Below are 11,904 nucleotides of genomic sequence, written 5' to 3' on the forward strand. Positions count from 1 at the left end.
GCGATCCGGCCTTACTCCGCGGCTTCGGCTGCGCCGGCCTTCTTGGCCTTCTCGGCGGCGCGCTCCTGCGCCTTCTTGCCGGGAACGGCCTTCTCCGGGTTGCTGCGCGGCGCGCGCTTCAGGAGGCCTTCGGCGTCGAAGTAGCGCAGCACGCGGTCGGTCGGGGTCGCGCCCTTGCCGAGCCAGGTCTTGGCGGCCTCGAGGTCGACGGTCCACCGCGGCTTGTCGCCGTCCTTGGCCAGCATCGGGTCATAGGTGCCGATCTTCTCGATGAAGCGCCCGTCGCGCGGGGAGCGCGAGTCGGCGACGACGACCGCGTAGAACGGGCGCTTCTTGGCGCCGCGGCGGGCGAGGCGGATCTTGAGGGACATGGTGGTTCTCCGGTTGTATCGGTTCAGTGGGGTGGTTGGATCGGTTCAAGCGGGTGCACGGAAGCCCGAAAAGTCGGGCTCACTTCTTCTTGCCCCCGCCGAAGGGAAGGCCCGGCAGGCCGCCGAGGCCGGGAAGCCCGGGCGCTCCGGGGAACTTCGCCGGCAGCCCCGGCCCGCCGAGGCCGGGCATCTTGGGCGGCAGGCCGCCGGGGCCGGGAAGGCCGGGCATGCCGCCCTTGCCGAGCTGCTCCAGCGCGCCGGGCGGAATCTGCGGCATGCCGCCGCCGAGCCCGAACATCGAGGCCATCTTGCCGAGCGCGCCCTTCTTGGCGCCGCCCATGGCCTTCATCATGTCGGCCATCTGGCGGTGCATCTTCAGCAGCCGGTTGATCTGCTCGGGCGTGGTGCCCGAGCCGGCGGCGATGCGGCGCTTGCGGCTGGCCTTGAGGATGTCAGGGTTGCGCCGCTCCTGCGGCGTCATCGATTCGATGATGGCGCGCTGGCGCTTGAACAGCTTGTCGTCGAGGTTGGCGCCGGCGATCTGGTCCTTGATCTTGCCCATGCCCGGCAGCATGCCGAGCACGCCGGACATGCCGCCGATCTTCTCCATCTGCAGGAGCTGCTCGCGCAGGTCGTCCAGGTCGAAGGCGCCCTTCTGCATCTTGGCCGCGATCTTGGCGGCCTTCTCGGCGTCGATGGTCTCCGCGGCCTTCTCGACCAGGGAGACGATGTCGCCCATGCCGAGGATGCGGTTGGCGATGCGCTGAGGATGGAAATCCTCCAGCTGGTCGACCTTCTCGCCGACGCCCACCAGCTTGATCGGCTTGCCGGTGACGGCGCGCATCGACAGGGCCGCGCCGCCGCGCCCGTCGCCGTCGAGGCGGGTGAGCACGATGCCGGTGACGCCCAGGCGCCCGTCGAAGGCGCGCGCCGTATTGACGGCGTCCTGGCCGGTGAGCGCATCGGCGACCAGCAGCACCTCGCGCGGATTGGTCGCGGCCTTGACCTCGGCCGCCTCGGCCATCAGGGCCTCGTCGACCGTGGTGCGGCCGGCGGTGTCGAGCATGACCACGTCGAAGCCGCCGAAGCGCGCCGCGTCCATGGCGCGACGGGCGATCTGCACGGCGCTCTGGCCGGGGACGATCGGCAGCACCTCGACGCCCACTTGGCGGCCGAGCACGGCGAGTTGCTCCATGGCCGCCGGGCGGCGGGTGTCGAGCGAGGCCAGCAGCACCTTCTTCTTGGATCGGTCGGTCAGGCGCTTGGCGATCTTGGCCGTGGTCGTGGTCTTGCCCGAGCCCTGCAGGCCGACCATCAGGATCGGCACCGGCGGCACGGCTTCCAGGTCGATCGTCTGCGCCTCCGAGCCCAGCGTCTCGATCAGCACGTCGTTGACGATCTTGACGACCATCTGGCCGGGGGTGACCGACTTCAGCACCTCGGCGCCGACGGCGCGATGGCGGACCTTGTCGGTGAAGCTGCGCACCACGTCCAGCGCCACGTCCGCCTCGATCAGCGCGCGGCGGATCTCGCGCAACGCCTCGGCCACGTCGCCCTCGGTGAGGGCGCCGCGTCGGGTCAGCTTGTCGAGCACATCCGAAAGACGTGCGGAAAGGCCATCGAACATCAGGTTCGTCCGGTTTGGAAGCGAGACGTCCAACGCAAAACACGCCCGCGGGCGCATCGCGCTGGCGGGCGTTGGCCTCCGGCCTCGCGGGGCCGGGCGGCGGATCGGACGTCTCACTCCGTTGGGAGTGGCGGTCGGATAGGGGAAAGGGCGGCGAAAGTCAACGCAAAACCGGTTTTGGCGGCGCCAGGCCCCGCTACTGGCCGCTCACATGGTCAGATCCGGCACGTAGAGGCAATAGGTGTGGGTGTCCTCCCGTCCATAGGCCGAGCAGCGGTGGAAGTGCTCGTCCTGCGAGTGCTTGACCTGATTGTCGGGGATGATCTGCCCGGTCGCCACGATCAGCCAGCCGCCGCTGACGTGCCGCACGGCGTCGTCGGGGATCTGCCGGCAATCCTTGCCGCCGCAGCACTCGCTGTCATAGTTCCAGCCCTTCGGCGCCTGATGCGCCGCGGCCGGGGTGGCAAGGGCGAGCGCGAGGGCGAGCATCGCCCTCCGGGCAGCCGGGCGGAGACGACGGGGATTCTCGGGCACTTCGACCATGGCGGAACTCACCTTCCAGGGGAGAGCCGACTTTCCGGTGGCGATCTGCCGCAATCGGTCCTATTCGAAGGGGCCAAGGCCACCCGCAGGGAAGACAGCATCCATGCCGATTTCCGTCTATGAAGCCTCGGTTCCCGTCTTCACGCAATATCTCGAAGCCCTGTCGGCGACCCTGGGCAAGGTCAGCGCCCACGCCGCGGCCAGGAAGATCGATGGCGCCGTGTTCTGCCAGCTGCGCCTGTTCCCCGACATGTTCCCGCTGTCGCGGCAGGTGCAGCTCGCCGGCGACTTCGCCAAGAACGCCTCGTCCCGCCTCGCCGGCCAGGAGCCGCCGCGCTTCTCCGACGTCGAGACCAGCCTGGAGGAACTGCAGGCCCGCCTCGCCCGCACCCTGGCGCATGTCGCGAGCCTGCCGCGGGCGGCGATCGACGAGGGCGGCGACCGGCCGATCACCATCCCGGGAGGCGGCCAACCGATGAACTTCATCGGCCGCACCTATCTCCTGCACTTCGCCCTGCCCAACTTCTTCTTTCATATTACCACAGCCTACGCGATCCTGCGCCAGAACGGCATCGAGCTGGCCAAGCGCGACTTCATGGGGCCGGGCTGACCGGCGTTCCCGATCGATGCGCTTTCGCTTCGTCCACGCCGCCGACCTGCATCTCGACAGCCCGATGCGCGGCCTCGGCGCCCGCAATCCGCGGCTGGCCACCCAGTTCGCGGACGCGACGCGGCGTGCCTTCGAGGCCCTGGTCGACAAGGTCCTCGCCCTGGAGGCGGCCTTCCTGGTCATCGCCGGCGACGTCTATGACGGCGACTGGCGCGACCACGGCACCGGCCTGTTCTTCGCCCGCCAGCTGGCGCGCCTGGCGCGCGGCGGCATTCCCGTGGTGCTGATCCGCGGCAACCACGACGCCGAGAGCCTGATCAGCCGCTCGCTCAGCCTGCCGGACGGCGTCTGCCTTCTCTCCTCGCGCAAGGCCGAGACCCTCCTCCTGGAGCGCTGGCGCACGGCGCTGCACGGCCGCAGCTTTGCCGAGCGCGAGATGGCCGAGAACCTGGCGCTGGCCTATCCGCCGGCCAAGGCCGGCTGGTTCAACATCGGCGTGCTGCACACCTCCGCCGACGGCCGGCCCGACCATGCGCCCTACGCCCCCTGCTCGGTCGAGGACCTGCGCTCGAAGGGCTACGACTACTGGGCCCTCGGCCATGTGCATGCCCATGAGATCCTGGCCGAGGATCCGCCGGTGGTGTTCCCCGGCAACCTCCAGGGTCGCCATATCCGCGAGACCGGGCCGAAGGGCGCCATGCTGGTGGAGGTGTCGGACGGGCGCATCGTCTCGAAGGAACGGCTGATCGTCGACGTCGCGCGCTGGGCGCGGGTGGCCGTCGACGTCTCCGGCGCCGCCGACCTCGACGCGGCGATGGGACGGATCGGGCCGGCCCTGGCACCGTCCCTGGCCGAGGCCGAGGGGCGGCCCCTGGCCGTGCGGCTCGTGCTCGGCGGCGAGACGCCGGCGCATGGCGGCCTCGCCGCCGACCGCACGCAGCTCCGCGCCGAGGTCGAGGCGGCGCTCGACCGCGCCTCCGATCAGGCCTTCCTGGAGAAGCTGGTGCTGGAGACGCGTCCCCCGGCGCGGCCGGCGGTCCGGGACGAGGCCGACGGCCTCACCGATCCGGCCGTGCTGCTCGACGAGGCCGCCGGCGACGGGACCTTCGCCGCCAGCCTGGACAGGGCGCTGGCCGACATCGCCGCCAAGCTGCCGGAGGAGGTGCGCCAGGCCCTGGCCGACCTGTCGGCGGATGGCCGCGCCGCGCTGGTGGCCGAGGCGCGCGAACTCGCGCTCGGCCGGCTGACGGCGGGCGGCGCATGAAGCTGCTGCGGCTCGACCTGGAGCGCTACGGTCCGTTCACCGACCGCACGGTGCGGTTCCGGCCGGATGCCGGCCTGCACCTCGTCTACGGTCCGAACGAGGCGGGCAAGAGCTCGGCGCTCTCGGCCATCACCGACCTGCTCTACGGCTTCGAGGCGCGCTCGACCGTCGACTTCCTGCACAAGTACGGCGACCTGCGCGTCGGCGCCGAGATCCAGGCCGCCACCGGCGAGCGGATCGCCGTGCGTCGCCGCAAGGGCCTGCGCAACACGCTGGTCGACGCCGCCGACAAGCCGCTCGACGACGCCCTGCTCGACCCGCTGCTCGGCGGCGTGACGCGCGAGGTGTTCCTGACCGCCTTCGGCCTGTCGCAGGAGGGGCTGCGCGCCGGCGCCGAGGCCTTGATCGAGGCGCAGGGCGATGTCGGCGAAAGCCTGTTCGCCGCGTCCTCGGGGCTGAGGGGCCTGGTCGGCATCCGCGCCGGGCTGGAGGAGGAGGCTGACGCGCTGTTCGGCATCCGCCGCTCCGACAGGAAGCCGTTCTACCAGGCGCAGGAACGGTTCGACCAGGCGCGCAAGGATCTGCGCGAGCAGACCCTGCGCGCCGACGAATTGAAAGGGCTGGACGAAGACATTGCCCGGCACGATGCGCGGATCCGTGAGATCGTCGGCCGCCTCGGCGCCATCGCCGGCGAGCGGGCGCGGCTGGCGCGGGTGCGCCGGATCGGACCGCTGCTGCGCCGGATCGATGCGGCGCTGGCCGAGGCCGCGGCGCTCGGCCCCGTTGCCGCCGTCGGCCCGGACTTCGCCGGCCGCGCCCGGGCGGCTCTCGCCGCCGCCGCCGCCGCGCGCGAGGCGGCCGCGCGGCTGGAGCAGGACGAGCGGGCCGCGGCCGCGGCCCTGGCCGGCCAGGAGGTCGACGAGCCGGTCCTGGCCGAGGCCGCCGCGGTGACGGCGCTGAACGACGAGCGCGCCGCCCTGGCCAAGAGCCTGGAGGACGCCAAGCGCCGTCGCGGCGAGGCGCGCAGCGGGGCGGAAGAGGTGGCCGACATCGCCCGCCGCCTCGGCGTGGCCGACAGGGCGGCGCTCGAACGCCTGCTGCCCGACGATCTTGCGATCGAGCGCCTGCGCGCCCTGCTGGAGCGCCGCCGGCAGCACGAGGCGGCCGTGGCCGAAGCGCGCAAGGCCGTCGAGGCGGCGGCGCGCGACCTCGACGATCTCGCCGGCCAGCGGGCGCAGTTGGGCGAGGCCGTCGATCCCGATCCCCTGCGCCGCACGCTGCAGGCGATGCGGCCGGCGCTCGCGGCGGCGGCCGGCGGCCTGGAGCGGCGGGCCGAGGCGGCGCGCCGGCGCCGGCAGCTCGGGGAGCGGGCCGGGCGCCTGTCGCCGCCTGTTGCCGATGCGGGGCGGTTGTGGAGCGCCGTTCTGCCCGAGGACGAGGCCCTGCTGCGGCTCGAAGCCCGGCTGTCGGCGGCCGCAGCCCGGCGGCAGGCCCTGGAGACGGAAGGCCGGCGCCTGGCCGGCGTGCTCGCCGAGGCCGAACGCGCCGCCGCCGCACCGGCCGGCGGCGACATCGTCGAGGCCTCGGCCCTGGACGAGGCCCGGGCGCGGCGCGACGCGACCTTCGAGGCCATGCTGCCCGTGCCCGGCGCCGAGGCCCTTGCCCGCTATCGGGCGGAACGCGCCGCCGCCGACCTCCTGGCGGATCGCCGCTTCCTGGCGGCCGACCGCGTCGTCCGGCACGAGGCGGCCCGGCGCCTGGCCGGGGAGACGCGGACTGCGCTCGCCGACCACGCCGCCGTCACGGCGGGGCAGGCGGCGGAGGCCGAGGCGCTCGGCGCCGAATGGGCGGCGCTGTTCGCCGGCTTCGGGGCGGCGCCGGCCCCGGCGCGCGCTTCGGCGTGGATCGGCGAGGTGCGGGCGCTGCGCGAGGAACGTGCCGCCATTGCCGGCCTCGACGAAATCGTCGAAACGGCCGAGGCGCGCCTGGCCGCCGAGCGGCCGGCGCTCGATGCCGTCGCCGGACGAGCCGGCATCGCCGATCCCGCCAGCCGATCGGCGGACACCCTGGTGCGCGAGGTCGAGGAACGGCTCGAGGCCCTGGAGGCCTCGGTCCGCAAGGCCCGCTCGCTCGACGACCTCGCGGCGCGGGCGCGTGCGGTCCGGCAGCGGGCCGCCGCCGCCGAGGCCGAGGCCGAGGCTGCGCTCCGCGGGTTCGAGCCGGCCTGGCAGACGGGTCTCGCCGCCATCGGATTGCCGGCTTCGGCCGGCGTCGGCGAGGTTCGCGTCGCGCTGGATCTTTGGCAGAAGGCCGGGGCAAGGCTGGTGCTGCTGCGCGATCTCGACCACCGCATCGCCAGCATCGAGGCCGACCGGGACGGCTTCGTCGTGCGAGCCGGGACGCTCGCCGCCAGGCTCGGCATCGACGCGGGCAGCGAGCCCGCCGAGCTGGCGCAGGCCCTGGCCGGACGCCTGCAGCAGGCCCGCGACGCCCTGGCCCGCCGGCGTGCCGGCGAGGAGACCTTGGCGAAGCTGCGCCAGGGGCTGGACCGGGCCCGCGATGCGGCGGTCGCAGCCGAGGCGGCCCTGGCGGCGCTGGCCGGAGAGGCCGCGGTGCCGGCTCCCGATCTCGCCGAGCTTGCCGCGCGCCTGGTCCGCATGGCCGAGCTGGATGCGGATCTCGCGGCACAGCGGGCCGAGCTGGCGCAGCAGGGCGACGGGCTCGGCGAGGAAGCGCTGCGGATCGAGGCGCAGGGTGTCGCCGCGGTCGAGGCTGCGGAACTCGACGCCGGCCTCGGCGCGGAGGAGGCAGGGCTTCAGGACGAGCGCACCGGCCTCGTCGGCGAGCTGCGCGATCTCACGCGCCGGCGCGAGGCGCTCGAGACCGACAGCGCCGCCGCCTCTGCCGCCCAGCGCCGCGAGGACGCCGCCGCCGAGCTGGAGCGCGTCGCCCGCGACTACCTCACCTTGAAGGCGGCGGCGGCGCTGATCGCCGTCGGCATCGAGCGCCAGCGCGAACGCCGGCAGGATCCGCTGGTGGCCCGCGCCGGCGCGCTCCTGTCGCGCATCACCGGCGGCGCCTTTGCCGGCCTCGCCGTCGACTATGGCCATGACGACCGCCCGCGCCTCGCCGCGCGGCGGGCCGACGGCCGCACGGTGGCGGTGGAGGGCCTCAGCGAGGGCACGCGCGACCAGCTGTATCTCGCCCTGCGCCTGGCCAGCCTGGAGGCCTTCGCCGCCAGGCGTTCGGCGCCGCCGTTCATCGGCGACGATGTCGTCGTCACGTTCGACGAGGCTCGCGTCGCCACGGCCCTGGAGGCGCTGGCCGAGGCGGCCGGGCACGGCCAGACCATCCTGTTCACCCATCATCGCCATGTGGTGGAGATCGCGCAGGAGCGCCTCGGCGGCCGGCTCGACCTGGTCGCGCTGGGATAGGGCCTGCGGGCTGGGGACGGTTCGGTCAGGACGCGAGCGATCTTGGCCGTCGGCGACGCCCCGTCGCTCGCCAGGGCACCGTCTTCCGTGCCGGCAGGCATGCCGCGGCCGGGTATGTGCATAATGTTTCCACACAGTCACATTAGCCTGCCCGGTCGAATGGCTGTTCGAATCGGCCATGCCCCCTGCGAAGGAGCTGACATGCTGAAGAAAGTTCTCGCCTCTGCGTTGGCCGCCGCGCTCGTCGCGGGCACCGCCCTGCCCCTCGCCGGCACGGCCGAAGCCGCCGACGGCCGCAACGGCGCCGCTGCTGCGGGAGCGGCCGCCGGCTTGGTCGGCGGCCTGCTGCTGGGCGGCGCGCTCGCCAATCCGCGCCCGGCCTATGGCTACGAAGTCGCGCCGGCCTATGGCTATGAGGTCGAGCCGGCCTATGTCGAGCCGGCGTGCTACTGGACTAGGCAGCGCGTGCCCAACAGCTACGATTACGGCTATCACTGGGAGCGCGTGCGCGTCTGCGACTGAGGCGGTCGCGGAGCGGCGATCAGGGGCTCCGGCCGGCGGAGCCCCCTGTCTGTCGGCGCGCCGGCGCAGGCTGCTAGACACCTGAATTCTCGCAGAGATTCGGTCTCGACCCCGCATGCCGGGGCCGGAATTTCCGCAGGGTCGCAACGATGCATTGCCAACCTCGCGGCGCTCGCCTAAGCAGGCTGGCGCAGAGTGGGGACGTGCACATGACGGCGGTGGATTTCGAAGCCTTCGTGGACGAGCTGGCGACTGTGTCGGGCACGGCGATCATGCCGTTCTTCCGGACCGCCCTCGGGGTCGAGGACAAGTCGGGCGGCAGCGCCTTCGATCCCGTCACGGAGGCCGACAAGGCCGCCGAGGCGGCGATCCGTCACCGGATCCGCGCGACCTTTCCCGCCCACGGCGTCATGGGCGAGGAATATGGCTCCGAGCGGCTGGACGCGGAGTTCGTCTGGGTGCTCGACCCCATCGACGGCACCAAGACCTTCATCGCCGGCATGCCGGGCTGGGGCACGCTGATCGGGCTCCTGCGCAACGGCCAGCCCTGCTACGGCATGATGCACCAGCCCTTCACCCGCGAGCGCTTCTCCGGCGACGGTGGTTCGGCCAAGTACCGCGGCCCGGGCGGCGAGCGGGCGCTGCACACGCGCTCCTGCGCCCAGCTCTCGGACGCCGTGCTCTACACCACCACGCCGCGGCTGATGCAGGCGCCGGAGCGGCGCATCTTCGAGACGGTCGAAGAGAGGGTGCGGATGTCGCGCTATGGCGGCGACTGCTACGCCTATTGCATGCTGGCGTCCGGCTTCATCGACCTGGTCATCGAGTCCAGCCTGCAGCCCTACGACATCGTGGCGCTGATCCCGATCGTCGAGGGGGCCGGGGGCGTCATCACCACCTGGGACGGCGGCCCGGCCCAGGCGGGCGGACGCATCGTCGCCGCCGGCGACCCGCGCGTCCACGCCGCCGCCCTGTCCCTGCTGCAGCAGGGCTGACGGCCCGTACTATCCCCGGCCCGGCACGAAGGCGTCGAAGGCCGCCCAGAACCGGTCGCGCAGCAGGGTGCGCTCCTGCATCACCTCGTGCAGCGCGCTGGCGACGGTGACGGCCCGGGTGGCGCGCAGCTTGCGGACGAAATGCTCGGCGGCGGGCGTCGAGACCACCCTGTCCTCGCCGGCCAGCACCACCAGCGCGGGCGTGCGCCAATCCTGGCCGAAATGCGGGTCCGTCAGCATGTCCATCTGGCGGAAGGCGGCGCGCACCCAGCCGATGGTGGGGCCGCCGATGGCGAGATGCGGCGCGACGCGGGCGATGGCGGCCGCCTGGGCGTAGCGCTGCGGATCGGACGTGACGGGATTGCCCTCGAACGGCTTCAGCACCACCGGGCGCGGCGACCAGCCCGGCACCAGGCGGCGCGACAGGCCGACGCCGCACAGCGTTCGGGCGATCAGGCGCGGCGCGGGCGGCAGCCGCACGAGGTCGATCATCGGCGCAGTCGCGACCAGGCGCTCGAACCAGGACGCCCGGGTCGGCAGGTTGGCGAACAGGATGGCCGCGCCCATGGAATGGGCCAGCGCGAAGAACGGCGCCGGGCATTCGGGCAGGGCGACCCGGCGCATGAAGGCATCGAGGTCGCGGGCGTAATGCGCGAAGTCGTGGACGTGGCCGAGCCGGCCGTCCTCGATCAGCCGGTCCGACCCGCCCTGGCCGCGCCAGTCGAAGGTCGCCACGGCAAAGCCGCGCGCCCTGAGATCGCGGATCACCTCGTAATATTTCTCGATGAACTCCGAGCGGCCATGGAACAGGCAGACGGTGCCGCGGGGATTCGACGTCAGGGCGGGCCAATGGGCGCAGCGCAGGCCGATCCCGTCGGAGGTGCGGATCATCTCGCACGCGCCGCCGGCCGGGCGCGGATTGTCGGGAAGGTCAAGGAGGGTCATGGAGCCCGCAGCACAAGCCATGCGCCGTTATAGCGACAAACCTTGCCGGAATGCAGCGGGGTTGCGGCAGAACCAGCCCGTCCATGCCGGGGGACACGGACGGGCTGCCGGACTGCTCCGGAATCACGCTGGACGCTCGACGTCTACCAGCGCGGACCACTCCAGGGGCCGGGCCTCCACCCGTTGCCCTCGTCCCAATTGCGCTTCGGATTGCTCCATTCGATCACTTGCCGCCCGGTGATCTCGCTGGTGCGGCCGTCGACCACCAGCAGGACGCGGTTGCCGCGCTCCGTCTGGGCCTCGGCGATGTAGTTGGAGCCGCGCAGGCGCTTGATGTCGACGTCGCTATAGCCCTGCCTGGCCAGCGCCCCGGCAATGCTGCGCGGCGACAGGAGGCGCAGCCCGTCGCGAGAGGGGGCGGAACCCCAGCGCTGCTCCCACTTGCCGTCGGATTCCTGGCTTCCCGCGCTCGCGTCGTCCGCGGCGGGGCCGTGACGGAGGGCTTGCGCCCATGCCGCGCCGGCCAGCGCCGGCAGGCAGATGGCGGCGACCAGAAACACTCTGCGCAGCATGGCGGAATCCCCGGGAACGAAGCCTCCGAGCTTCGACGGGGACGTTGTTTAGCCGGACAGGCCTGAACGCCGACGTAAGGGTCCGTTCAGCCTGCGTTCATCGAGCCGGCGGCTGCTCCGGCTCCGCGGCGACGGCGGCGAGCAGCCCGCCGAGATGGCGCGCCACCTCGTGCGGCTGCACGGCGCTGGCGCGGATGATCTCATCGAAGCGGCGCGAGAACATGCGGATGTGCTCGCTGGCGTTCAGCACCATGTAGCTCGGTCCGAGATAGACTGCGGCCCGGCTCTGGCCGAACACGGTGAAGGGGGCCGAATAGGTCTGGCGCAGATCGTAGAGGAACAGGCGGAAGGCGGGATAGAAGCTGTCGACGAAGCCGATCATCGCCTCGAACTGGGCCCGGCGCACATCGGCGCCGATGCCCTGCCACTGGCCGAGGCCGTGGGCGAAGGCGTCGAGCGCCTGCAGTGCCACGCAGGCTTCGATCTCGGTGCCGTCGTTCAGCGCGTCCTGGATCTGGCGCCGCCGGTCGGCGAGGTCGGGGCAGGGGTCGGCTTCGAGCGCCACGGCATATTCGAACTGCATCACCGCGTCGGTCTTCATCATGTCGGGGAAGGACATGGGCACGGTGCGCAGCTTGCGGCCATGGGCTTCGGCCAGCCAGTGCAGGAAGCGATGGTCGAACGGAGCGTGCGCCTGGGTCTCGATGGTAAGGGCGGTCTCCACCATGGGCGCGCCGATCTCCTCGCGCTGGCTGAGGCCGAGCAGCCAGTCCATCGAAACCCGGCAATGGGTGGCGATCGCCATCAGCGTCTCGGCTCGCGGCAGGCGGTCGTTCGCGGTCGAGACCAGTTGCGACAGCGTCGATCGGTCGACGCCGACATGCCGGGCGAAGGCGGCGTGGTTCAGCCCGGTGCGGGCGATGACCTGGTCGAGCCGGTCGCGAAATCCCTGGGCTGTCGCAGCATGGGCCATAATTCTACGTTTGTTGATAATAGTAAACGAAAGATAGATTAAACAACA

General features: G+C 72.3%; 11 protein-coding genes. 5 read left to right on the top strand and 6 right to left on the bottom strand.

The features are described from left to right. Positions 1–11: 11 nt before the first annotated feature. The 3 genes from rpsP to AC27L4_RS15780 form a co-directional block, all read right to left on the bottom strand. Complete coding sequence (gene rpsP, locus AC27L4_RS15770) at positions 12–371, bottom strand: 30S ribosomal protein S16 (RefSeq protein ID WP_487143180.1); 360 nt, start codon at positions 369–371, stop codon at positions 12–14. Positions 372–450: 79 nt separating this feature from the next. Then, positions 451–1,998: a signal recognition particle protein gene (gene ffh, locus AC27L4_RS15775; protein WP_487143181.1), complete on the bottom strand. Its 1,548-nt coding sequence runs from the start codon at positions 1,996–1,998 to the stop codon at positions 451–453. A gap of 207 nt (positions 1,999–2,205) precedes the next feature. Then, positions 2,206–2,487: a hypothetical protein gene (locus tag AC27L4_RS15780; protein WP_487143182.1), complete on the bottom strand. Its 282-nt coding sequence runs from the start codon at positions 2,485–2,487 to the stop codon at positions 2,206–2,208. Positions 2,488–2,644: 157 nt separating this feature from the next. On the opposite strand from AC27L4_RS15780, the gene AC27L4_RS15785 reads away from it, so the two are divergent. The 5 genes from AC27L4_RS15785 (at position 2,645) to hisN (ending at position 9,366) form a co-directional block, all read left to right on the top strand. Then, positions 2,645–3,151 (top strand): DUF1993 domain-containing protein, encoded by a 507-nt coding sequence (locus AC27L4_RS15785; protein WP_487143183.1) that lies wholly within the window; start codon positions 2,645–2,647, stop codon positions 3,149–3,151. Between the two features lie 16 nt (positions 3,152–3,167). Then, positions 3,168–4,415, top strand: coding sequence for a metallophosphoesterase family protein (locus AC27L4_RS15790; protein WP_487143184.1), 1,248 nt, complete (start codon positions 3,168–3,170; stop codon positions 4,413–4,415). Further along, positions 4,412–7,849 (top strand): AAA family ATPase, encoded by a 3,438-nt coding sequence (locus AC27L4_RS15795; protein WP_487143185.1) that lies wholly within the window; start codon positions 4,412–4,414, stop codon positions 7,847–7,849. The genes AC27L4_RS15790 and AC27L4_RS15795 overlap by 4 nt, the downstream gene beginning before the upstream one ends. A 201-nt stretch (positions 7,850–8,050) precedes the next feature. Then, positions 8,051–8,371 (top strand): hypothetical protein, encoded by a 321-nt coding sequence (locus AC27L4_RS15800; protein ID WP_487143186.1) that lies wholly within the window; start codon positions 8,051–8,053, stop codon positions 8,369–8,371. A 209-nt stretch (positions 8,372–8,580) separates the two neighbouring features. Beyond that, complete coding sequence (gene hisN / locus AC27L4_RS15805; RefSeq protein ID WP_487143187.1) at positions 8,581–9,366, top strand: histidinol-phosphatase; 786 nt, start codon at positions 8,581–8,583, stop codon at positions 9,364–9,366. A 9-nt stretch (positions 9,367–9,375) separates the two neighbouring features. Here the strand turns inward: hisN and AC27L4_RS15810 are convergent, their stop codons facing one another. From AC27L4_RS15810 to AC27L4_RS15820, 3 genes are all read right to left on the bottom strand, one after another. After that, positions 9,376–10,311, bottom strand: coding sequence for an alpha/beta fold hydrolase (locus AC27L4_RS15810; RefSeq protein ID WP_487143188.1), 936 nt, complete (start codon positions 10,309–10,311; stop codon positions 9,376–9,378). Positions 10,312–10,454: 143 nt separating this feature from the next. After that, positions 10,455–10,883, bottom strand: a complete 429-nt coding sequence (locus tag AC27L4_RS15815) for a hypothetical protein (protein WP_487143189.1) — start codon at positions 10,881–10,883, stop codon at positions 10,455–10,457. A gap of 97 nt (positions 10,884–10,980) precedes the next feature. After that, positions 10,981–11,856 carry a helix-turn-helix domain-containing protein gene (locus AC27L4_RS15820; protein WP_487143190.1) on the bottom strand — a complete coding sequence of 292 codons (876 nt, stop codon included), beginning with the start codon at positions 11,854–11,856 and terminating at the stop codon, positions 10,981–10,983. Positions 11,857–11,904 lie beyond the last annotated feature (48 nt).

Source organism: Labrys sp. Lb11 (genome assembly GCF_057554225.1).